We start from the raw sequence: 23,314 nt of genomic DNA, 5'->3' as shown, positions 1-23,314 counted from the left end.
ACAATCAAAATCACAGGGTGTAACTAACATGAGCGTAGAACAACTAACCGAAGAACTACATTTCAATGGTATTGATGGGGCTTCTGGTGGCTATTTATTACCGCCTTTAACACCTGAACAAGTAGCGAGAATTGCTCAGGGTGAAGAGTTTGACCCTGATGAACTCGATGAACTTAAGCAAAAAGACCCGCGCTATCAACAAGGTCATTACGCCCCAATGGAAGGGGTAGACCCAAAAAACCTAGCAGAAACAGGCTGGGGCGTAATTTTTACTTTTAATGCTGACCCAGCAATTAAAGAAGCGCTTAAAGAATTATTAGACCATCGCCAAAGACAAGCGACGAAAAAACACGAACATTATTATAAGGAATACGCAGGCCCCAAAGGTTATCGTCCAGGGGAATCAAAAGGTGAATTTTTATCGCGTCATGGTGTTGGCCCAGGCCCAGCCGACCCAGACAAAATGCCTTATTATCTAATGATTGTGGGTGATCCAGAAGCGATTCCCTATCGTTTTCAATATCAATTAGATGTGCAGTATGCGGTGGGTCGGATTTACTTTGATACACCAGAGGAATATGCTCAGTATGCCCGGAGTGTAGTCCAAGCAGAAACCACTAATTTATCTTTACCTCGCCGCGCCAGCTTTTTTGGGGTGCGTAACGCCGCAGACAAAGCTACTCAACTCAGCGCGGAAAATCTGGTTAAGCCTTTAGCCGAATGGATGCTGAATGAGCAAAAAGACAATGAGTGGACAGTTAACAGTATTCTGGCTGAAGAAGCTACTAAAGCTCGCTTAGGTAGATTATTAGGTGGGGAAGAAACTCCGGCGTTACTGTTTACTGCGAGTCATGGTATGGGTTTTCCCAATGGTCATGAAAAGCAACTACGCCACCAAGGAGCGTTATTGTGTCAAGATTGGCCAGGCCCGTTGACTTGGCGTGAAGCAATTCCCGAAGATTTTTACTTTTCTGCTGATGATATTGGCAAAGATGCGCGTTTATTAGGATTGGTTGCTTTTCACTTTGCTTGTTATGGTGCAGGAACTCCTAAACTGGATGAATTTGCTCATCAAAAAGGTTCCAATCAAAGATTAGAAATTGCACCTAAATCTTTCATCGCGCCTCTACCTAGAAAGTTGCTGAGTCATCCTAACGGTGGCGCTTTGGCGGTGATTGGTCACGTAGAACGGGCTTGGGGTTGTTCGTTTGTGTGGGAAAAAACTGGTAAGCAATTGGCAGTTTTTCAAAGTACCTTGAAGCGTCTACTTGAAGGACATCCTGTTGGGTCAGCGGTGGAATATTTCAACGAACGCTATGCTGAACTATCTTCAGACCTCAGTACAGAACTAGAAGAAATTAAATATGGGGCGATGGCTAATCCCGTCAGTTTATCGGGAATGTGGACAGCTAATAATGATGCTCGTAGTTATGCAATTATTGGCGATCCCGCAGTTAGGCTAGTTGTCAGTAATAATTCTACAGGCGATCGCTCTGTAATTGAATCTATCAAATTACCTGCTGCACCAGCAACACCGCAGACATCAACTGATACACCTGCACTTCAACAAGCCCAGACAAACTTAACCCAAGCCCTAGAACAGTTTATCAAAGCTGTTGATCAAACTTCAGGCGATCGCACCCAAAAACTCCAAGTTACAGTTTCTACTGTGATGAGTTTATTAGAGACTCTGAAGAAATTGGGTTAATTCACAAGTAGAGATGTTGTATACAACGTCTCTACAACAACCAATAAATTATATTTTCATCAAGAAACGGTATTAGGGGCTAAAGGCTAGGGGCTAGATAACTTCTTTGTCTCTAGCTTTTTTTGTTCAATTTTTAAATCATTACACCCCCAACTTAAAAATTTTCATGTTTAACCACATCCCGCCTAAAACTAAAGTTCCAGGCTTATAGCCAAAGTCCACGCTTTGTGGAATAAAAGACTTTTTTGTTTGAGTCATCTTGAGATGACTTGCGCTATAAGACTCGGAATTTATTCCGAGGCGGGACAGATGCACTACTTTATACTTCATACTTCCAATGAACACTTTTGAGATTATCATCCAACGTAAATCAGGCGATAGCTGGCCGATTGTGGTCGAATATAGTCGGACGGGAACACTCTTACCACTGCGTGCGGAGGGTAATCTCCAGCTAACTGAGACAGATTTACAACAACAAATTAGCTTACTCGGACAACCACAAAAATACGGCACACTCTTGGGGAAAGCTTTATTCCAAGATGAAATCCGTGATGGTTTTACCGCTGCTATCCGCGAAAGTAATGATTGTTTGCGGGTTTTGCTGTTTATCGAAGCCACAGATAAAGAACTGCGAACCTTACGTTGGGAGAGGTTATGCGCCCCTTTAGATGAAGGTTGGCAGATGTTAGCACTTGATCAGCGAGTGCCTTTTTCTTTATATATTCCCGCCACTACAGACCGACGTTTCCCTCCCATTGGACGGCGAGATTTACGCGCTTTAGTTTTAGTAGCTAGTCCCTCGGATTCTAAAAAGTATCAATTAGATTTGTTTGATGTGGAAGCTACTGTAAAAAGTGTACGTTCTGCCTTGGGTGATATTCCCTGTGATGTCTTGGCCAATGTTGATGGGGCAATTGGTTTACCAACTTTAGATGAACTTTGTACTCATTTAACAGACAGAACAAAGCAGTATACATTACTACATTTTGTTAGCCACGGCAAATTATTAGACAACGGCGAGACAGTTCTGTATTGGTCAAAGGCTGATGATACAGTTGAGGCGGTTACAGCCACGCGTTTATTAGACAGGCTGCGCTTAGTACGTGGCGCTAAAGGTCTACCCCATTTTGCCTTTCTTTGCACTTGCGAAAGCGCCCATCCAGATGCAGAAGCGGGATTAGGTGGAGTAGGGCAACGTTTGGTGCGAGACTTGGGTATGCCAGCAGTTATCGCCATGACAGAGAAAGTCACTGTCAAAACAGCCCAAGCTTTAACAGAACATTTTTACAAACAACTGCGGGAGTCTGGAGAAGTAGACACGGCGCTACAGGAGGCGACAGCTTCCTTGGCGGAACGACAAGATGTGACAGTTCCGGCTTTGTTTAGTCGTTTGGGGGGAAGACCGTTATTTAGTGACCAACTTGATAGAAATTTGACACCCGCAGAAATTGAGTTTGGGTTAGAACAATTAAAAAAATTATTATTAGAGCGATCGCCTATACTTTACCCCAAGCTGCACACCCCAGCACAAAAATTAATCAACACTTTTGGCACAGATAACACTACTTTAAGTCCCCAAGCCAACCAAGAACGGGAACAAGCTTTAATTGAAGTCAACAATTTGACGCTGGAAGTCCTGGACTTGAGTTTTAATGCTGTTGCTTTAAATAAACAATTACCTGTTTACGATAGCCGCTGTCCATTTTTGGGTTTGTATCCTTTCCGCCAACAAAACCGCGAGTTCTTTTTTGGGCGGGAACAATTAATTACCCAACTTGAACAAAAGTTAACTCAGCATAATTTTTTGGCGGTATTAGGTGCATCTGGTAGTGGTAAATCATCGGTAGTGTTAGCTGGGTTAATTCCGACTCTGCAAGAAAAGCAACTTGGTTTAGCACTGGCTTATCTCACCCCCAGCAATAACCCCACAGAACAATTACAAGTCAGTTTAGCTGCGGTGCAAAATCAACCGTCAATTATTGTAGTTGACCAATTTGAAGAATTATTTACTCTGTGTAGCGATGAAACTCAGCGCCAAGAATTCATCCAACAATTAATCAGTTTATCTAAGCAACAGCCTGTAATTGTTACCATGAGGGCAGACTTTTGGGGTGAGTGTGCAACTTACCGCCAACTCAAAGAGTTAATGGAGTCTAACCAAAAATTAATCGGGGCGATGGACTCCGCCGAGTTGCGAAAAGCAATGGAGTTGCAAGCCTTACAGGTGGGGTTACGCTTTGAAGCTGGCTTGAGTAATAACATTTTAGATGATGTGCAAGGTGAACCTGGGGCAATGCCATTGTTGCAACACGCCTTGCTAGAGTTGTGGAAACGCCGACACGGCAAATGGTTGCGGATTTTAGAATATGAAGCAATTGGGGGAGTGCAGAAGGCGATCGCTCAAACTGCCGATGAGGTTTACAATAGTTTGTCAGCGGACGAACAAGAACAAGTCAAAAATATCTTCATCCGCTTAACTCGCTTAGATGAAAACGCCGTCCAAGGTGAGAAGCGCAGAGATACACGCCGCCGAGTTGGCTTAGAAGAATTAATTCCCGCAGGCGACAAGCAAGCATTAACAAAAAACCTCTTGAAGCGGTTAGCTGGTGAAGGTGCGCGACTAATAGTAGTTAGTGTAGACTCAGCCACATTTCAAGAAGAAGTCGAAGTAGCCCATGAAGCTTTAATTCGCTACTGGCCAAGGTTAATTACATGGCTAGATGAAAACCGTGTAAATTTACAACTGCGCGAAACAATTCGCCAAGCCGCCTTAGAGTGGGAAAAGCAACAAAAAGACGAAAATTATCTTGCCCATCGCGGCGGAAGATTAGAAGATGCCCAAGAACTATTACAACAATCAGGATTTTTAAATCAAATTGAATCAGAATATGTGTCTGCTTGTGCCGCATTTCACTTGCGTCAAGAAAAAGAAAAAATAACTCGTCGCCGTCGGGAAATTACCACAATCTTTATCATCAGTGGTGGTACAATTATCACCTTAATTATTACAGCTTTGCTATTTAAATCATTAGATTTGTGGCGCAAAGGAGAGTTGAATGAAACCAAGGCTAGTAGTTTAAATTCTTTGGCGCTGTTTAATTCCCATCAAGAGTTAAAGTCAGTTGTCTTAGCAATTAAATCTGGAAAAAAACGACAAGAACAAAATAACTTTAAACGTTTGTTTTCCGAACCCCTATCACTGATTCATCCTCCAGAACCATTAAAAGAAATTCTAGAAAAAATTAATGTAGGCAAGAGTAAGCAAAAACTAGATCAATCACAGCCTGTAGTTATCGAAGCTTTGCAAAAAGCAGTATATCAAATTAAAGAACGCAATCGCCTAATTAAACATGAAGCTGCTATTCAAACAATTGCTTTTAGCCCCAATGGCCAAATTATTGCCTCTGGTAGTGCTGATAAAACTATTAGAATTTGGGATTTACACGGTAAAGAGTTAAAAATTCTCCGAGAACATCAAGCTATTATTACAAGTCTTGCATTTAGCCCCGATGGCAAAACTCTTGCTTCTGCTAGTGAAGATGGTGAGGTAAAAATTTGGAACGTGGAACATTTAGATGATAAAAATTTAACTTCAACTTCCAAGCAAGTTTGGCAATCGGAAGAAGTCATTACAAAAATCAGCTTTAGTTCTAACAGTCAAAATTTAATTATTGCTGGTTTATTTGATGTCAGTATTTGGGATTTAACACAACTAAAATCTGAACCGAAATTACTGACAGAAGAGGAAGGAACTGAAGTTGTTACAAGTATTTCTTTACGTCCAGATGGTAAGATGTTAGCAATTGCTAAAGTAAAAGCACAAGATTTTGATTCTGATATAAAAAATAAAAGTATTACCATAGAACTCTGGAATTTAGGAAGCCAACCTCAAAAGATTTCTCAATCGATTAAAGCCGATCAGGATATAATTTCCAGTCTGGTTTTTAGTCCAGATAATAAAACTTTAGCTTCTGCAAGCTTAGATCATATAGTGAAAATTTGGGATTTAAAACAGTTAAAAAGTAAACTTCAAAAAACTTTCAAGTCTCCAAGTAATACTCAAGAGAACGGTGAAGATATTAATATTGCTACAGATTTATTAGCCTTCAGTCCAGATAGTCAAACTCTGGCTTATGGTGATGGCAAAACTGTTAAACTATGGAATTTAAGTACTGAAAAATTACAAACTAGTTTAAATGGTCATCAAGCTGATATTTCTAGTGTTGCTTTTAGCCCTGATGGTGGAACTTTAGCCTCAGCAGGTGGAGACAATACTATTATTTTGTGGAACTTAGATGGCAAACTTTTAAATACTCTTACAGGACATGAAGCAGCAGTTAATCATCTTACTCTCAGTCCTAATGGTCAAATTTTAGCTTCTGCAAGTGATGATAATACAGTCAAACTTTGGGACTTAAATGGCAAACTTCTACATACATTAACAGGCCACAAATATGCAGTCACAAATATTGCTTTTAGCCCTGATAATCAAACTTTAGCTTCTACCAGTAATGACAATACAATCATTCTCTGGAACTTAGATGGTACATTAATACATAAACTGACAAAAAATAACTATTCACTGACAAATATTGTTTATAGTCCTGGTGGTTATATTTTAGCTTCTGCTGGTAGTGATAATAATATTAATCTTTGGGATGTAAATGGTAATTTGTTGCACTCTCTCAAAGGTCATAAATATGCAATTACCAGTGTTGTTTTTAGTCACAAAAATAAGATTATAGCTACAGCCAGTAAAGACAAAACCATTAAACTCTGGAATTTTCAAGGCGAGTTGTTACAAACTATCAAAGGCTATCAAGCAGCCGTTACAAATATTGCTTTTAGCCATGACGATAAATTTTTGGTTTCTAGCAGCGAGGATGGCACGCTTAAACTTTGGAATGTACAGAATAAACTATCACCATCATTGATTAAACCTCAATATCATTTAGCGACTGTTACAAGTCTAGTCTTTAGTCCTGATGATAAAACTGTTATCTTTGGCAGTGCAGATGGAACTATTAAACTTTGGGATATGCAAGGTAAAAAAATACGTAATTTAACAGGACATCAAGCGGCTGTTACTAGCATTATTTTTGATTATAAAACTAACACATTTGCATCTACAAGCGACGACAACACAGTTAAATACTGGAACTTAAATGGCACCTTGTTGCAAACTTTTAGAGGACATCAAGCAGCAGTGACTAGTGTTGTTTTTCATCCTGACAAAAGGATACTAATTAGTGCTAGTAAAGATAAAACCATTAAATTTTGGAAGCTAAACAAAATTGGGCAACCTCTTAAGCATTCAGATACAGTGACAAGTGTAGTTTTTAGTCGGGATGGTAAAACTTTAGCTTCTGGTGGTTATGATAAAAGTATTAATCTTTGGAAATTAGATGGTACAGAACTAACATTGGTAAATTCCATTTCCCCAGCTTTTAAAGATGCCAAAATAATTACAAAAATAATTTTGTCTGCTGATAGTAAACATTTAGTCGCAGCTACTAATGACAAAAATATTTTCTTCTGGCGTTTACATGGTAATGAATCACAAAAAGTAGATATAAATTTAGATGATGAGCATAAAGGTTTAGTTACTAGCATTGCTCTTAGTCCTAATGGTAAAACAATTGCCTCTAGTAGTAGCGATAAAACTATTAAACTTTGGGATTTAAACGGTAAGCTTATAAAAACATTGTCTGATAAAAGTGAAATTACACAAGTAGTTTTTAGTCCTGATAGTCAAAATTTACTTCTTATTAGTAAAGATAAAACTATCAAATTTTGGGATTTAAATGGTAAACTTGTAAAAACATTGTCTGATAAAAGTGAAGTTGCACAAATAGCTTTTAGTTCCGATGGTCAGACACTTGCTTCTATTAGTAATGATAAAAATATCAAACTTTGGAATTTAAATGGTAATCTTTTACATACCCTAAAAGGACATGAATCTAAAGTAACAAGTGTGGTTTTCAGTCCTGATGGTAAAACTTTGGCTTCTAGTAGTAAAGATAAAACTGTCAAACTTTGGGATTTAGATGGTCATCTTTTAAACACATATTTTGGCCATGAATCTCTCGTCACCACTGTGGTGTTTAGCCCCGATGGCAAAACTCTGGCTTCTGGTAGTTGGGATAATACTGTGCGATTGTGGAATATTGAAGAAACTGATTTAAATAAGTTGCTGGCTAGTGCTTGTGAATGGGTAAAAGATTACTTAAAGAATAGCGATGATGTAGAAGGAAGCGATCGCAAAATCTGTAATGATATTTCTTTAGCTCAATAAATCTTGACTTTACTTTACCTATCTATCAGTATTATCACTGAAGGCTGAACGATCAAGCTAAAGCTATCCTGTAGCCGAAATATACGGAATTTCCGCATATTAACTGATTCACAGCCATAAAGAGATAAGGGACATCTATGAGTTTCACCACAATTAAGAACACTTCAATTTCTGAACTCTTACAAACTGAAAGTGCAAACAGAGATATTGACTGGCTCAAAAGTAGTTTAAATGCAGCAATAGAATTAGAGTTAGCTACTTTACCTCCATATCTTTGTGCGTGGTGGTCTATTAAAGATTTAAGCGCGTCTGCTGCGGGTTTAATTCGCAGTATTTTAATGGAAGAAATGCTGCACATGGGATTAGTTGCCAATATGTTAACAACTATTGGCGGTACACCAAGAATCAGTACGGTTTTACCAAGCTATCCTAGCCCTTTACCAGGAGGTGTAAGACCTGGGTTAACTGTATATTTAGCAGGTTTAAGCAAAACTTATTTAGAAGAAGTTTGTAAGCCAATTGAATTTCCTGAAAATCCCATTGCTATTAGCTTTGCCAAAGAAACCTTTGCTACCATCGGTGCTTTTTATGATGCCATTCTTGCAGCATTTCAAGAGTTACAGCCAACCATGACTGGAAACAATCAGCTAACTAATAGTGGTTACAATGTTGGTGGACATGAACTATTTGCTATAAAAACACTGGCTGATGTAGAGAAAGCAATTACTGAAATTAAGGTACAAGGAGAGGGAACTTCTCTATCACCAGATGCAGAAGGATTTGGTGATGAATTAGCTCATTATTATAAATTTGACGAAATTCTCCAGGGTCGGGAAATAAAGCAAGTTGATGGACAGTGGAAATATGCAGGTAATGTTATTCCTTTTCCCGATACATACCCAATGGCAAAAGTTCCTCAAGGCGGTTGGCAAAATCCATCTGAAGAAGTCCGCACACTTTTAGATGAATTTAATAATGCTTTTAAATTAGTCTTAGATAACCTCGAACTTGCTTGGACTAATGGCGATGAATCTAAACTTGGTCAAGCAATTGGTCTAATGTATAATTTGCAAGGTTCTGCTGTTAAACTGATGCAAATTTCCTTACCTGATGGTAGTGGTAATTATGGGCCAGATTTTCTAATTTATTAATATTTAGAACATCAAAATTTGGTCTTGCACAATTAAGGAGTGATGTTTATGGGATGGGTTTGATTACTCGTCCTTATTTTTTGCCATAGAATATTTAGAGACGCGATAAGTCACGCCTCTAGTTTTACTAAATGCCGGCACCATCGAGAAAGTCTTCAATTACAGAATCGCTATTTATTTTACTGTTGTAGAGTATTTCCAGTTCATTATTTACATCAGTTGTTAATTCTAATGCTGACTGAGTTTTTAATTGTTCTAGTTGTTTTTCGAGATTTTTGACGCGTTCAAATAGCGCTCGAATTACTTCGGCTTCTACGTCTCGAACTTTATTATGAGCCAGCGCATCGCTATTTAGGTTATTTTGCCGAGTCACCCGTCCAGGAATCCCCACAACAGTGCTGTTACTAGGCACATCACGTAACACTACAGAACCGGCTCCAATACGGACGCGATCGCCTATATTAATATTGCCTAAAACTTTCGCGCCAGCCCCAACAACTACATTACTACCCAATGTCGGATGACGTTTACCGCTTTCTTTACCAGTTCCTCCAAGAGTTACACCTTGGTAAATTAACGCATAATCACCGACTATTGCTGTCTCGCCAATTACCACACCCATTCCGTGGTCAATAAATACTCCTTTGCCAATAACAGCCCCAGGATGAATCTCAATTCCTGTAAAAAAGCGGCTGAGATGAGATATAAACCTGGGGAAAAAAGGAATGCCTTTTTTATATAGCCAGTGTGATAAACGATGCAACACTAAGGCTTGGAGTCCAGGATAGCAAAACACAATTTCCAGCCAGTTACGGGCGGCGGGATCGCGCTCATAAATTGTCCGCAAGTCAGTTAATAGCATACTCTTTTGAGGTTGTAGTTCGTGGGTGAATGCTTGTCTAGGCTGAGGCCGATTCTGGGTAGATGCAGTAAAAATCATGAAACCAAAATAATTCCTGTGAAAGATGAACTCATTTGCAGCATTTTGTAAGATAATCTACGGTAAAGCGATAGAGTTATAGTTATTAGTCTTTGATAAATCGGATGCTATCACATCCAACACCAAGACAAAATTAATTTCGCACAAAATGCGAAAAAACAGTCGATTAACCGTAGTATCTTGATTGAGTACAAATCTTGAATAGCCAAAATTACGCTCTCCTGGATCTGTCTTCCAAAGTTGAATACGCGCTCTTAGCACTTTTAGAACTGGCTAACCACCATGAAAAAAAAGTACCTCTGACTATGAGCGAAATCACTTCTAAACAACCTATACCTGAGCGCTATTTAGAGCAAATTCTCACCAATTTGCGGCGTGCAGGTGTGGTACAAAGTCAACGTGGCTCAAAAGGTGGTTTTGTGTTGGTTCGTGAGCCTTGGCAAATTACTGTGTTGGAGATTGTCACTTTAGTAGAAGGCGAACGCAAAGAGAAAGAAAACTCTGAAGCGCCAACATTAGAAAGACGTTTAGTGTATGAAATTTGGGATCAAGCTAACGTGGCTTCTATGGATGTTTTAGGCCGCTATACACTACAAGATTTATGTCAAGAAAGAGAAGCTCGTTTACAGCAGAGTCCGATGTATTACATCTAGCTAGTACAAAAAGGCAAAAGTAAAAAGTGAGCCATTGCGGTGGACGGGTTTCCCGGCATAAAGGAGACAGTGCCGTGGTGAAGCAGTCCGGTCTTGGGGGTTTCCCCCAGGAGGAACTGCTGAAAGGGTCTCCCGACTTGAGGCAACTGTCGTCAAATGGCGATCCGAAGGGCAAAAGGAAAAAGAAAGAATAGTGATACTACAAGTCTTTTAGCAACTCCAAATGGGCTGTTTATTTACGCCGACCTGTACTAGCCAATAGTCAATGGTCAATAGTCCAGAGTCAATAATTTTTTAACCACTAACATTGATTTTTGAATGTCTTTAACAAAAGGAGTGTCACTATGCGAATAGCGCAAGATATTACGGAGTTAATTGGACGAACACCTTTAGTCCGATTAAATAAGATTCCCCAAGCTTCAGGTGCAGTTGCAGAGATTGTCGTGAAGCTAGAAAGTATGAATCCGTCGGCTTCTGTGAAAGACCGAATTGGCATCAGCATGGTGACAGCAGCGGAAGAAGCAGGCTTAATTTACCCTGGAAAAACTACTTTAGTTGAGCCTACCTCTGGTAACACAGGAATTGCGTTGGCAATGGTGGCGGCTGCTAAGGGCTACCATCTTATTCTAACGATGCCCGACACTATGAGCCAAGAAAGACGGGCAATGTTAAAAGCCTATGGCGCACAACTAGAGTTAACGCCTGGTGTAGAAGGAATGCGGGGGGCGATCGCCCTGGCTGAAGAAATTGTCGCCAAAACCCCCGATGCTTATATGTTGCAGCAATTTGGCAACCCAGCTAACCCGAAAATTCACGCCGAAACCACAGCCGCAGAAATTTGGGCTGATACCGACGGAAAAGTAGATATTTTAGTGGCGGGAGTAGGTACTGGTGGGACAATCACCGGAGTTGCAGAAGTAATTAAACAACGTAAACCAAGTTTTCAAGCGATCGCCGTTGAACCAAGCAACAGTCCTGTACTCATCGGCGGAAAACCAGGGCCACACAAAATCCAAGGTATCGGACCAGGATTTATCCCCGCCATTTTCCGCCTAGAACTGGTAGATGAAGTAATTCAAGTCAGCGATGAACAGGCGATCGCTTACAGCCGACGTTTAGCCAAAGAAGAAGGATTACTCTCAGGAATTTCTGCTGGCGCTGCTTTATATGCGGCAATTGAAGTTGCTAAACGACCAGAAAACGCTGGGCGCTTGATTGTGATGGTACAACCTAGCTTCGGTGAACGTTACCTCAGCACTCCGCTATTTAAACAATTATATGAGAGTGAATAGGTGAATAAAGTTTGATATCATTTTGCTGTGTTCTTTTTCATCAAAACTACTAAACAACAACAACTTGCAGCTAATTTTATTAAACTTAAAGCACCAGTTCTTAAAACAATAAAAGCTCCTAAACCCATCAAAATAAAAGGCACAAGATGATTAATGTAGCGAGTTAAAACATCTGCGATCGCTTTTTGATGGGTTAATTTATAGGCAATGTAGCATAAAACACCCAACAAGCAAAAAAATACTCCAATAATTACCCAGAAACTAGCTAACTTACTACTAGCAAACAAAGGTATATATACACTGATATTATCGCTACCGTTAGCAATAGTTACCGCTGCCACACTGTAAGTCTGGGGTGCAATAAAACTAGGAATGTACTCATCTGAAGATAGAAGATTTTCCTCTAGAAGTTCATCTTCAGGATTAATCAAACTGCTAATACTGATAGCAATGGGAATTAACCCCAACAATCCTATCCAGTTTGCCCCTAAAACAACACCGCCCAATAAACCAGATAAACTCAAGATTACTAGTACAATAAAACCTAAATACTGCCCAACAAAAATATGTTGCGGTCGAAAATTAGCATTAGTTTGCGAAAACAATAACAGCAAAATCCCAATATCATCAATATTAGTGGCAATAAATGCAACTACACCTGTGCTAATTGCAGTAATTAACTCATTCATTTACTTTTGACGAAAAATTCAGCATGAGTAATCTAGGTACATCTTTTATTGAAGGAATAGTCGCCTTCACAGCTACCAATATCGATGACATCATGATTTTGCTACTTCTCTTCTCTCAGGTAGATGTTAATTTTCGACGGCGGCATATCATATTTGGTCAGTATCTGGGGTTTTTAGCTATTATCATTGCCAGCTTACCAGGATTTTTTGGTGGTTTGGTTGTACAACGAGAATGGATAGGATTATTGGGAATCTTACCAATAGCGATCGGTTTAATGCAATTGTTCAACAGAGAACAAGAAGCTATCGAAATTCAGGCAGTAAACACTGAATTTAAACAGCATTCACCAGTTAATTCTGTATTATCTTTAATTTTGAGTATTCTGCATCCCCAAACGTATAAAGTTGCCGCAGTAACAATTGCCAATGGTGGAGATAATATTAGTATTTATATTCCCTTATTTGCTGGTCAAAATGTTGCCAGCTTAGGAGTGATTTTAACTGTATTCTTTTTAATGGTAGGAATTTGGTGTATTGTTGCTTACTGGTTAAGCCAACATAGTACTATTGCTGATTTTTTAAGTCGCTACGGTAAAATTCTTGTACCTTTTATTTTAATTGGCTTAGGTTTATTCATTATGTACGAAAGAGGTACATTTAGCCTATTCCCTTGGGTTAATCGTTAATAGTCGTTGTCTCTTTTTCCATCACTAAGCTTGATAAACCAACTTCCAACTCACCATCATCAATATTGCATAGATAATAAACCGCAGTGGGCGTTGAGGAGTAATTTGGCAGATTTTTGCACCTAATAATACTCCAGGAACAGAGCCTAACCATATCGGTAATACTAAGCTCCAATTAACTGTACCTAAGCTAAGGTGTCCGAGGGAGGTAAAGAACAATAAAATTGCTGCTTGTGTAATATCTGTACCGACTAACTGACGTGCATCGAGACGGAAAAAGCCTATAAGTATCAACGCAAACATAGAACCAGAAGAAACGCTGGTTAGTCCAACCAAACAGCCTAAAATTGTCCCTAATAGCATTGTAAAAAAACGCCCTACATTGGTGTTTAAGTCTATTTTGGGCAGTTCTGGCAAACTGAGCTTAGGAAAGAAAGTTAAAAGTAAAAGTTGTACCAGCGCCAATACGGTAATTGATAAAATCGTCAATCCCAATAAGTGTAGCAAAATACTATCTAGGTTGTACTTTCCAGTGTGCTTGATGTAGTGCAGTATCCCTACACCAAATAGTGAACCAGGAACGCTACCAAATGCCAGACATTTGACTATTTCGGTATCTAAGGTTTGTTGTTGCCAATGTTTGATGCTACCAACTATCTTCATTAAGGTGGCGGCCACAACGTCAGAACTAACAGCAATTGACGGTGGAACTTGAAAAATAAATATCAACATTGGGGTAATAAGAGAGGCTCCACCAATTCCCGTTAAACCCACAATGATGCCAACCAAGAAGCTTAATAATGGTAGTAATAAATAATCCATACTCCTTCCAAAAACGCGGTTTGCTAGTCAAGTCACATCTGTCTACAGCAGTGTAGGAGAAACTACCGCCAAGTACTAGACAAAGCTCTTGGTGGTAAATGATGATCCTTGTTGAAGATGAAGAACAGATTTTTTTACAGCGCTTTTAGAAATAACTGTAAACCGACTGGCTTACCGTATTTTACCTATAAACATGATAAAACGTCTAGCCTAGTCTGACTGTATGTAGCGAAAAAACCAGATTTACTTCGGCTAGACTTAAATTACCAAAATTTTTGGTATTACATCTGTCCAATTTTCACTAAAAATTAGTGGAATTTATGTTTTCTAATAGGTGTTGTTTCCTTCACTAGTCTGTTCAGGGGTGGGAACTGGAGGTTTTTTACCGGAATTACGTACATTGACAATCTTACTCAGTAAGTCAAACCAAAAAGGCGCACCCATCGAAATCGCAATTCCACTGATGAACCAACCAGCCAGCATTGTTAAATAGTTTTTGATAGAAGATATGGTATTGTCACCACTATTTGCTTTTGGCAGTTGTTGATCTAGGTTAACTGGGTTCCAGCCAATAGGGAGAGAGATATCTGTCAAAACTTCGTCGGTTGCTTTTTTCAGTCGTTGTAAATCTTGCACTGTATTAGTTTCAACGATTTGTCCTGCATTATTCACAATAGCTGTGCGGATAGCTGTGTCTTTAGATAATCTACTGACTATATGAAATGTATCTGCATTGGCAATAATAGCGATCGCAAAACCAATTAACAACGCGACACCTTTGGCGTTACGCCTGTAAACACCAGAGGCTCGTTCCATTGAGTTATTGAAGGTTTGCTCAATTTCTCGGCGTAATATGTTCACGCCGTCCTCAGTTGACTTGGCTTTGAGTTGAGCGCGTCTTGCTAATGTCACCATGTTCCCTACAACAGACGGCGGTAGTTTTTGACTGAACTGTTCTAATCTTTGGCTGATGTATTGAAATGTCTGGTATGCTTCGCTGTCTTTGTCTTGAAACTCATTGATAAACTCTTGCTGAATTTCACTACCAACACTAATTAACTGCACAACTTCGTTAATATTCGGACGCAAGCCTTTTAAACAGATTGTTTGTTCAATATCATCAAAAATATCGGCTCTTAAAACTTTTAATCGCTGGAGAGTATTACTAATTAATTCATACTCAGGCATATCAGCTGCAAAACAGCCAATATATTTATCAAAACTCTTCGCCATACAATTAAGACTAGTAGATAAATCTATTTTATCTTTCTGAAAATCGGCAATAATCAGTTTAAAATTCTCGTCCATTATTTTGTTAAACTCTTCATGAGTGTTTTCTAAAAAATATCGGACATAATCATCATTTTTATCTATTCTTGCTTCTAATTTGGATAAGATAATTTGGATTTCATCTAATTGCTGATGTGTGAAATTTATCAATCTTGATTCTGTTAATTTTTGGACTAATTTTGGTAATCCTAATGTGTCCATCAGGGTTATGGCAAAAGTATCTGCGGGTATATAAGAAGGCGCACTGTGCTTTTGCTTTTTCACATCTTCTTTACCATTTTTAATATAGCCAAAAATACTTTTTGTTCTTTTTTCTCCGGGAGGAGTAATTTTATTTAGCAGAGAAGATAATAACCAAATAAACTTCCGAGGTAATACAGTTAAAAATCCTTTGGCTTCTTGGTTGACGCTTTGCAACAAGGGATGATTATATAAGTCGTTGACTAATTGAAGTACATTATCATCATCTGATTTACTGACATCACCTGCTATGAGAATTTCGATGGATTTTTTTAAGTGAACAGCCCGCCATTGCAAGATTGTTGTAATTAATTCCTGTATTTCTGAAGCTAATAAACTTAATATTAAGTAAATAAATACTAATCCAATTGTTATATCTAGTATAAAAGGTAGACTCATTGATGTTTCCTAACGAGTAATTCACACACCTGTTTGGTAACAGTTGTATCATTTTTATCAACCAATGAGTGTTAAATAAAGTGAAAAAAATAGTAGGGTTGCTCAAAAAAATTATCGCTAATCAGAGAAAATTGAGTTAACCTGGGAATCTAGTAATTGTAAAGACAAATGTTGTTATGGGGTGCAACATTTAGAGATGCACTTTGCTCTCTATGCAGTCAAACTAGCAAGTAAAATGATGATCGTAGAATATGCAACAAGGAAGCTTTATTTGGGGTCATCGAGAAAAGCAACATCGGGCGCTGGAAAAATGGATTGATCGAGTCTGGATATTGGTATTGCTGGTGGCAGCGGTGCTACTATTTAGCATCAATTTGGGAGGCTTACCGCTGCGAGATTGGGATGAAGGAACTGTAGCCCAAGTTTCCCGCGAAATTTGGAGTGCGCCCGCAGGTTCCATGCGTTGGCTTTATCCAACTTTAGGTGGTGAGCCTTACTATAATAAGCCCCCGCTGACCCATTGGTTAATTGCTGGGGTGTACTCTGTTGTTGGTGTAAATGAGTGGACAACACGTTTACCTGGCGCAATGTTAACAGCGCTGTCTGTACCTTTGCTTTACTGTATTGGTCGAGAAATATTTCGCCAACGTTGGGCGGCTGTTTATAGTGCTTTAATTTATTTGACAATGCTGCCTGTGGTGCGTTATGGCAGATTAGCGATGATAGATGGAGTGGTAGTCTGTTTTTTGCTAGTGATGATGCTGTGTGTATTGCGATCGCGGCGCGATTTGCGTTATTGCTTAGGAGTAGGTGTAAGTTTTGGCTTGATTTGCCTAACTCAAGGGATTTTAGGCATTTTTCTTGGTGCGATCGCTGTGATATTTTTGTTTTGGGATACCCCTAGATTGCTTACGAGTTATTATTTCTGGACAGGTATCTTCATTGGGATTTTGCCGGCTGTGGGTTGGTATGTTGCCCAAATCTGGCACTATGGTTATGCTTTTATCGAAGTTGGCTTGCAAAATCAATCTCGCAACCAAGTTGAGACATTTGTCATCAAAAGTTCTCAAGCACCTTGGTATTACATGATTGAGCTTTTGAAGTGGACATGGCCTTGGCTACTATTTTTACCACAAACTGTGAGTTACATCTGGGAAAATCGGAACCTGAGTTGGGCTAAATTAATTCAGGTATGGTGTGGAGTTTACTTATTAAGTATTTCCCTGATAGATGCTAAGCTACCTTGGTACATGTTCCCCATTTACCCAGGTTTAGCTTTAGCTTTTGGGGCGTTATTAGCCGAGACAGAAAACTTACCTTTACTATCAGCTTATCCCCGGAGTTGGGTAGCAGGTTTATCTGTTCTTGCTGTGATAGCTTCGGCTAGTAGTATGTATTTTAGTTGGGGGATACCGCCAAAAACTGATTTACAACTGATTTTTGCCGCAGTTGGGATAACCATGATTTTGGCAGCAATTTTAGCAGAACGTGGTGACAAGCAATTTTTGAAGATTTTATTTTGGGGAAGTTATATTTCGCTATTTTTATTAGTGAAATCTAATTATTGGGCTTGGGAATTATCAGAAGCTTATCCAGTCAAACCAGTAGCGACGATGATATCCCGTGTTAATCCCGCCGTCAAAAAGATTTATACCTCTTTTCCCCAGCATCGTTCTTCCTTAGATTTTTATAGCGATCGCACTATTATTCCCGCCAAGGTGGGCGAACTGCAATATTATTGGCACTATGACAGCAAACCATACTTTTTACTTAATGCAGATGCTCTTCGCAACCTCCAACTAGAATCTATGAAGGTCATTGATCAAGCTGAAGGTTGGAAATTAGTGACAAAAGAAACTCCGCGTTTATAAGGAGAGCAGAAATTACTTTTGGGGATGAAGAAATTTTAATTCTCTACCGCTTCATAGTTCCTAATATTCAATTCCTTACCGCACTAAAAATGTAATGATGTAGAAAATTTTTGCCTAAAATACATCTAAAATTATGTGGGGCAATAACTATAAATAAATAGTCATTGCCCCACATATTCATCATTACTATCTAAGCATTTACTTAGGCAGGAATCAATACAGTATCAATAATGTGAATGACACCATTATCAGCAGCAACATCTGCTGTGGCAACAGTTGCGTCATTTACTTTGACACCATGAGAAGCATCAATTTTCACATCAGAGCCTTCAATGGTAGTAGCTGACTTTAGCTTAACCACTTCACCCGAAAGCACCTTGCCGGAAACGACATGGTAAGTCAGAATTTTCGTCAGTTTTGGAATGTCTTTAAGTAGTTTATCTACTGTACCTGCTGGCAGTTTAGCAAATGCTTCATCAGTAGGTGCAAAAACAGTAAATGGCCCAGCACCTTTGAGAGTATCTACCAAATTAGCAGCTTTGATTGCAGCAACTAGGGTATTGAAAGAACCAGCCTGAACGGCAGTATCAATTATGTCAGCCAAGGTTTTTGCCTAGTTTGTGTAATCTATTCATCACTATAGCCTACTTTCTCAAAAATAGTATTTCTTGCTACAGATTTATCTCAGAAATTAAATTGAAAGCGGCATGATTACTGGATGTTTTTTATACAAAAAAATATTTTATTTCCTATATTTTTCCTTTATTAATGCCAAAAAATATAATCGGGAAAAAAGTAAAATATAACTGCTATACTAAACAGGTATAGGTTAAAAATAACCTACATATATTAGTGATAATAAGTAAAAATCACATTACGAGGATTACAACCAAGTTTTGAGGACAGAGCAGTCATAAAAAGTTGGATTCTTTCATAAATTTAAAATAATTACAGCTGATTCTCAGGCATCAGTTTTTGAGATTAAAAACTGACAACATGAAATTTGAAAAACCAACATGTATCCAGGTAATACCGATCAATATTGAGTAAATTTAAAAGCAGCGAACACAAGCTTTGTTAAAAGGTTGTTTGAAAAGTCCTTGGTGATATATCAGTTAATCTGAATATTTGGTAACTACTTGGACGTACTGTCATCAGTACCAAATAATTACTTTTTTGCTGGCAATTCCCAACTTATAAGTTTTGATGCAAGAGAAATAAAACTTTTAACTAGTAGCTGTTTCTAGGCTGACTAGTAATTGTCACGAACATAATTTGATTTTTGAAGGAGTTGTTAATCATGAGCCTAATCGTCAAGTCAATTCTTAACGCAGATGCAGACGCTCGCTATCTTAACCCAGGAGAACTAGAGCCGATTAAAAGCTTTGTCAAGAGTGGTGAGCGCCGTCTGCGGCTGGTTCAAAGTTTAACGGAAAATCGCGATCGCATAGTTAAGCAAGCGGGAAATCAGCTGTTTCAAAAGCGTCCAGATATTGTTTCACCTGGTGGTAATGCTTACGGTCAGGAAATGACTGCTACTTGCTTGCGTGATATGGATTATTACCTGCGTTTGATCACTTACAGTATCGTCGCTGGTGATAGCACACCTATCCAAGAGATTGGGGTGATAGGCGCTCGTGAAATGTATCGGTCTCTGGGTACTCCACTAGAAGCAGTGGTGGAAGGTATTCGTGGGATGAAGAATGCCACTATGTCGATGATGTCAGCAGAAGATTCTCAAGAAGTTAGTGGTTACTTTGACTACTTGGTTGCCAGTCTTCAGTAATTAATGGTTTTAACTGTTACTTGAGTAAACACTACATAGGAAATTCATTATGTCAAAAGAAAAAAAAGGTAATAGAGAAGTCAAAAAACAAAAAAAAGATCCTCAGAAAAAAAAGGAGAAAAAAGACCCGAATAGATATGATGGGTTAGGTCAATAACCAATACTTTCCGGTTATAGATCTCTTCGTTGAGGTAGCAGAGGGGCGGGGGTGTAGGGGGGATAGGGAGAATGAACAGTAACCTCTCCCCCGCTCTTTTGCTTACCTTCTCCTAAAGGAGATGCTACGCGAACACGAGTAAATTCCTTATCCGAAAAGTATTGGGTCAATGACTATACCAGGGGACAGGTAATAGCGCAAAGGCGAAACCTATACCCTTAAGTAGATTTTTGAAAATCGATAAACATAGATACCCGACTGCTTTCAGCGGCCGGGTATCTTGTTGTTCATGAATGATTTCAGACTAGACCATAAGCAAAAATGTTGTCGTCACTTTATCAAATCTTCCTGCACCCACCACCTAATCAACATTCTTAATCCAGGCTTCTTTCTTGAAGTCTTTCGTTTTGAGGTAGCACTGACTCATCATGGTTGGTGTGTTGCTGAGTTATCGCGATCGCACCAAATAAAACTGCACTGCCAAGTGCTAGAGTAAGCAAAGGTCGTTTAAGAGGCAGAAAGTCTCTGATGATTCTGGCAAAAGGGCTGCTTTGGCGGCGTAATGCCGAAGCTAGGATCATTTGCTTAAAAGTAAACGGATCGCGGACATAATGACCGCTACGACAGACTACTAATCGTTCCTGGCAATAGGGACAGGTAAACAAACCTATGTAAGCCTTGATGGGTTTGGGTCTAGCATTTCTTTGGCAAATTGGGCAAGTAACATAATGATTATCAAAGATGGGTGTATTCATTTACCTTGTCCGCCTAGTCCATCTACTCGCTCTATAAAAATAGTTATATTGAATTTCTGAGTAACGCTTAGTAGGCTTACTAATTGGGGATGACGACCTTAGCCAAGCAATTTTTGATTTTGGATGTGGGATTTTGGATTGACTCTAACCACAAGAGTACAGGGGTAGAGGATTTTAAATTTTGAATTTTTGATTCGTTCTGCCCACTAGGGATGAAGTGTGAACCAAAAAAATCTAAAATCGGCAATCTAAAATCTAAAATTGGCATAATCAATCATCCGTCTAGTGTTCTACCAGGAATAACTCAAGGGTCGCAACACGAGTATAGCTAGATTTAAGTGAAGATGACTGCTGTTGGTTGCTCCCATATAGTACATCTACTCAATTTGTCGATACTGTATTTTATCTATAGAAAATTCCGCAACTCCTAATTTGTACCATACCAGCGATCGCCGACCGTTAAATATTAATTTTCTTTCATCTACTGGTTCTCACAGAAAATTTTCACCCAACAAATTTTTTTAATCAAAGCTTTATAAATCCAGTAAATCTAACTCACTTGTCTGGTTGATCAAGAATGGCTCACAATGAGAAGTAACAGATAAATGATTTAAGTTTTTTTCTTACATTTACCCCAACGTTAAATGACTCTCTTGCCTCCCACCAACTTAAGGAAGGTAATGGAACAACCTGCATTTCCTAAACCTTCTCACCGCTTAACACATCTAATTAACCGTTTTCAACCCACACCGGAAACAGTAGTGCTGTTTTTAGCCATGCTAATTGGTGGTGGTACTGGCATGGGTGTAGTGACATTTCACTATTTAATTGAGCTAATTCACCATCTGATGCTAGAAGATCTGATGAGTGTGATTGGTGCTTGGGGAGGCTGGACTTTAGCCTGTGTTCCCATTATGGGCGGATTAATTGTCGGATTAATGCGCTGGCGCACTCAAGATTTTGGCCCTAGTTTGTCATCTTTAATTGCCGCCTCCCAAGGAACAGCAATTAAGCGACCCTTAAGGCCTGTCACCAAGATGATTGCTGCATCTGTTTCTTTGGGAAGTGGTGCTTCTTTAGGGCCAGAGGGGCCGAGTGTAGAAATTGGCGCTAATTTCGGAATGTTGTTGTCGCTGATTCTCCAAGTATCTCAAGAACGCCAACGATTACTTTTAAGCGCTGGTGCCGCCGCCGGATTAGCGGCTGGCTTTAATGCACCGATCGCTGGGGTATTTTTTGCTTTAGAAGTAGTTATGGGGGCAACATCTTTTGCCACTTCAGCGGTGAGTGTGGTGCTACTAGCTGCCGTTGTGGCTGCATTAATTGCCCAAATTGGCTTGGGAACGCAACCTGCTTTTGCTTTACCTGTATACCAAGTCCGTAGCCCTATAGAATTACCTTTGTATCTCGGCTTGGGTTTGGGAGCAAGTCTGATTTCTCTAGCTTATACAGAATTAATTCGGTTAGCTAAAGCTTGCTTTGCTGGCTCAGTTCCTGGTTTTGGGTTTTTCAAAGGCATCCCCAAGTCAATTCATCCAATTATCGGTGGTGTCATTTTAGGGCTAGTAGCTTTGCAATTCCCGCAGATTTTAGGCATCGGTTATGGTACTGTCCAAGCCATGCTTCAGGATGTGGAGTTTTCCCTCAATCTATTGCTGTCCTTGTTGGTAGTCAAGTTATTTATGACTGCTATTAGTGCTGGGAGTGGTTTTGTGGGTGGTTTATTTGCCCCTGCGATGTTTTTGGGTGCTTCCTTTGGCTCGGCTTATGCCAAAATTTTGTGTCTCATCGCTCCAGGAATTGACGCATATATGGCTGCACCTCCAGCCTATGCAATGGTGGGGATGGCTGCTGTACTGGCGGCTAGTGTGCGAGCGCCATTAACGGCGATTTTAATGCTGTTTGAACTAACTCGTGATTACCGCATTGTTTTACCGTTAATGGCCGCGGTGGGTTTAAGTGTGTGGTTAATTGATCAAATTAAACCAAATATCAACTCTAACTCGAAACTTCAACAATTTGGTTTAGCAGATTTGAAAGATGAGCAAGCAGAAATTGTGCAGGAAATTTTGGTAGAAGATGCTGTGCTTTCCTGCCCCAAAAAATTGCTTGCAACTTTAGGATTGTTAGAAGCTGCGATGGAAATGACCCGCGATCGCACACGCAGTGCTTTAGTAATTAATGAAGCCGAGCAATTAGTCGGGATTATTTCTTTAGAAGATATTAATCGCTCTCTTGCCCGCTGGAAAAATTACCAAAATTCTGCTACAGAAATTTTGAGCGAATTATCCAATCAAACTATCATGGATATCTGCACCACTGAAATTCTTTATGCTTGGCGAGATGAACCTTTATCTGAAGCTTTAGATCGCATGGCTTTACGTGGTTTGCATCAGTTACCAGTGGTAGCCAGAGACAACCATGAACGAATTTTAGGTTTATTAGAAAAAGAGCAAATCGCATTAACATGCAATTTGGCCTTTACCCGCAAAACACTCCAGCAATATATTTTTAGTCAAAAGTCAACGGTCAATGGTCAATAGTTATTGGTCAATGGTCAACAGTCAATAGTCATTATTT

General features: G+C 39.3%; 16 protein-coding genes. 9 read left to right on the top strand and 7 right to left on the bottom strand.

The window, feature by feature from the left end:
• Window positions 1-28 precede the first annotated feature (28 nt).
• The 3 genes from NOS7107_RS14270 (at window position 29) to NOS7107_RS14255 (ending at window position 9,154) form a co-directional block, all read left to right on the top strand.
• Entirely contained in the window at window positions 29-1,708 is a 1,680-nt protein-coding gene (locus NOS7107_RS14270; RefSeq protein ID WP_015113683.1) for a C25 family cysteine peptidase, read from the top strand.
• 337 nt (window positions 1,709-2,045) lie between these two features.
• A complete protein-coding gene (locus tag NOS7107_RS14260; RefSeq protein ID WP_015113682.1) occupies window positions 2,046-8,003 on the top strand; it encodes a CHAT domain-containing protein in 5,958 nt (1,985 codons plus the stop codon).
• Window positions 8,004-8,140: 137 nt separating this feature from the next.
• A complete protein-coding gene (locus tag NOS7107_RS14255; protein ID WP_015113681.1) occupies window positions 8,141-9,154 on the top strand; it encodes a ferritin-like protein in 1,014 nt (337 codons plus the stop codon).
• Between the two features lie 127 nt (window positions 9,155-9,281).
• Here the strand turns inward: NOS7107_RS14255 and cysE are convergent, their stop codons facing one another.
• On the bottom strand, window positions 9,282-10,016 hold the full coding sequence (cysE, locus tag NOS7107_RS14250) for a serine O-acetyltransferase (RefSeq protein WP_044500801.1): 735 nt from the start codon (window positions 10,014-10,016) through the stop codon (window positions 9,282-9,284).
• A gap of 275 nt (window positions 10,017-10,291) precedes the next feature.
• Here cysE and NOS7107_RS14245 point away from each other — a divergent pair, with 275 nt between their 5' ends.
• Entirely contained in the window at window positions 10,292-10,747 is a 456-nt protein-coding gene (locus NOS7107_RS14245) for an Rrf2 family transcriptional regulator (RefSeq protein WP_015113679.1), read from the top strand.
• Window positions 10,748-11,091: 344 nt separating this feature from the next.
• Window positions 11,092-12,039, top strand: a complete 948-nt coding sequence (gene cysK, locus NOS7107_RS14240) for a cysteine synthase A (protein ID WP_015113678.1) — start codon at window positions 11,092-11,094, stop codon at window positions 12,037-12,039.
• Between the two features lie 17 nt (window positions 12,040-12,056).
• Here the strand turns inward: cysK and NOS7107_RS14235 are convergent, their stop codons facing one another.
• On the bottom strand, window positions 12,057-12,728 hold the full coding sequence (locus NOS7107_RS14235) for a cadmium resistance transporter (protein WP_015113677.1): 672 nt from the start codon (window positions 12,726-12,728) through the stop codon (window positions 12,057-12,059).
• Window positions 12,729-12,751: 23 nt separating this feature from the next.
• Between NOS7107_RS14235 and NOS7107_RS14230 the strand changes: the two genes are divergently transcribed.
• A complete protein-coding gene (locus tag NOS7107_RS14230; RefSeq protein WP_015113676.1) occupies window positions 12,752-13,414 on the top strand; it encodes a cadmium resistance transporter in 663 nt (220 codons plus the stop codon).
• 24 nt (window positions 13,415-13,438) lie between these two features.
• Here NOS7107_RS14230 and NOS7107_RS14225 read toward each other — a convergent pair whose 3' ends face one another.
• Complete coding sequence (locus NOS7107_RS14225; RefSeq protein WP_015113675.1) at window positions 13,439-14,236, bottom strand: sulfite exporter TauE/SafE family protein; 798 nt, start codon at window positions 14,234-14,236, stop codon at window positions 13,439-13,441.
• A gap of 327 nt (window positions 14,237-14,563) precedes the next feature.
• On the bottom strand, window positions 14,564-16,165 hold the full coding sequence (locus NOS7107_RS14220) for a hypothetical protein (RefSeq protein WP_015113674.1): 1,602 nt from the start codon (window positions 16,163-16,165) through the stop codon (window positions 14,564-14,566).
• A 251-nt stretch (window positions 16,166-16,416) separates the two neighbouring features.
• Here NOS7107_RS14220 and NOS7107_RS14215 point away from each other — a divergent pair, with 251 nt between their 5' ends.
• The gene (locus NOS7107_RS14215) at window positions 16,417-18,036 is read left to right on the top strand and encodes a glycosyltransferase family 39 protein (RefSeq protein WP_015113673.1); all 1,620 of its coding nucleotides are present in this window, start codon (window positions 16,417-16,419) and stop codon (window positions 18,034-18,036) included.
• Between the two features lie 202 nt (window positions 18,037-18,238).
• Here the strand turns inward: NOS7107_RS14215 and NOS7107_RS14210 are convergent, their stop codons facing one another.
• The gene (locus NOS7107_RS14210; RefSeq protein WP_015113672.1) at window positions 18,239-18,640 is read right to left on the bottom strand and encodes a fasciclin domain-containing protein; all 402 of its coding nucleotides are present in this window, start codon (window positions 18,638-18,640) and stop codon (window positions 18,239-18,241) included.
• A 696-nt stretch (window positions 18,641-19,336) separates the two neighbouring features.
• Here NOS7107_RS14210 and NOS7107_RS14205 point away from each other — a divergent pair.
• Window positions 19,337-19,822, top strand: a complete 486-nt coding sequence (locus tag NOS7107_RS14205; RefSeq protein WP_015113671.1) for an allophycocyanin subunit alpha apoprotein — start codon at window positions 19,337-19,339, stop codon at window positions 19,820-19,822.
• 531 nt (window positions 19,823-20,353) lie between these two features.
• Here NOS7107_RS14205 and NOS7107_RS14195 read toward each other — a convergent pair.
• Both NOS7107_RS14195 and NOS7107_RS29020 read right to left on the bottom strand, forming a co-directional pair.
• On the bottom strand, window positions 20,354-20,734 hold the full coding sequence (locus NOS7107_RS14195; protein ID WP_015113669.1) for a hypothetical protein: 381 nt from the start codon (window positions 20,732-20,734) through the stop codon (window positions 20,354-20,356).
• A 79-nt stretch (window positions 20,735-20,813) separates the two neighbouring features.
• A complete protein-coding gene (locus NOS7107_RS29020) occupies window positions 20,814-21,002 on the bottom strand; it encodes a hypothetical protein (protein ID WP_015113668.1) in 189 nt (62 codons plus the stop codon).
• Between the two features lie 376 nt (window positions 21,003-21,378).
• Between NOS7107_RS29020 and NOS7107_RS14185 the strand changes: the two genes are divergently transcribed.
• Complete coding sequence (locus NOS7107_RS14185; protein WP_044499983.1) at window positions 21,379-23,277, top strand: chloride channel protein; 1,899 nt, start codon at window positions 21,379-21,381, stop codon at window positions 23,275-23,277.
• Window positions 23,278-23,314: the final 37 nt, after the last annotated feature.

Origin of the sequence: Nostoc sp. PCC 7107 (assembly GCF_000316625.1) — a bacterium.
Classification (GTDB): domain Bacteria; phylum Cyanobacteriota; class Cyanobacteriia; order Cyanobacteriales; family Nostocaceae; genus Nostoc_B.
The sequence above is the reverse complement of the archived record's forward strand: the minus strand, read 5'-3'. Positions and strand labels throughout refer to the sequence as shown.

Coding starts and splice junctions, on each gene's coding strand:
- NOS7107_RS14220 (WP_015113674.1), bottom strand. CDS start 16,165: ATGAGTCTACCTTTTATACTAGATATAACAATTGGATTAGTATTTATT.
- cysK (WP_015113678.1), top strand. CDS start 11,092: ATGCGAATAGCGCAAGATATTACGGAGTTAATTGGACGAACACCTTTA.
- NOS7107_RS14230 (WP_015113676.1), top strand. CDS start 12,752: ATGAGTAATCTAGGTACATCTTTTATTGAAGGAATAGTCGCCTTCACA.
- NOS7107_RS14255 (WP_015113681.1), top strand. CDS start 8,141: ATGAGTTTCACCACAATTAAGAACACTTCAATTTCTGAACTCTTACAA.
- NOS7107_RS14215 (WP_015113673.1), top strand. CDS start 16,417: ATGCAACAAGGAAGCTTTATTTGGGGTCATCGAGAAAAGCAACATCGG.
- NOS7107_RS14225 (WP_015113675.1), bottom strand. CDS start 14,236: ATGGATTATTTATTACTACCATTATTAAGCTTCTTGGTTGGCATCATT.
- NOS7107_RS14205 (WP_015113671.1), top strand. CDS start 19,337: ATGAGCCTAATCGTCAAGTCAATTCTTAACGCAGATGCAGACGCTCGC.
- NOS7107_RS14195 (WP_015113669.1), bottom strand. CDS start 20,734: ATGAATACACCCATCTTTGATAATCATTATGTTACTTGCCCAATTTGC.
- cysE (WP_044500801.1), bottom strand. CDS start 10,016: ATGCTATTAACTGACTTGCGGACAATTTATGAGCGCGATCCCGCCGCC.
- NOS7107_RS29020 (WP_015113668.1), bottom strand. CDS start 21,002: ATGCCAATTTTAGATTTTAGATTGCCGATTTTAGATTTTTTTGGTTCA.
- NOS7107_RS14185 (WP_044499983.1), top strand. CDS start 21,379: ATGACTCTCTTGCCTCCCACCAACTTAAGGAAGGTAATGGAACAACCT.
- NOS7107_RS14270 (WP_015113683.1), top strand. CDS start 29: ATGAGCGTAGAACAACTAACCGAAGAACTACATTTCAATGGTATTGAT.
- NOS7107_RS14260 (WP_015113682.1), top strand. CDS start 2,046: ATGAACACTTTTGAGATTATCATCCAACGTAAATCAGGCGATAGCTGG.
- NOS7107_RS14235 (WP_015113677.1), bottom strand. CDS start 12,728: ATGAATGAGTTAATTACTGCAATTAGCACAGGTGTAGTTGCATTTATT.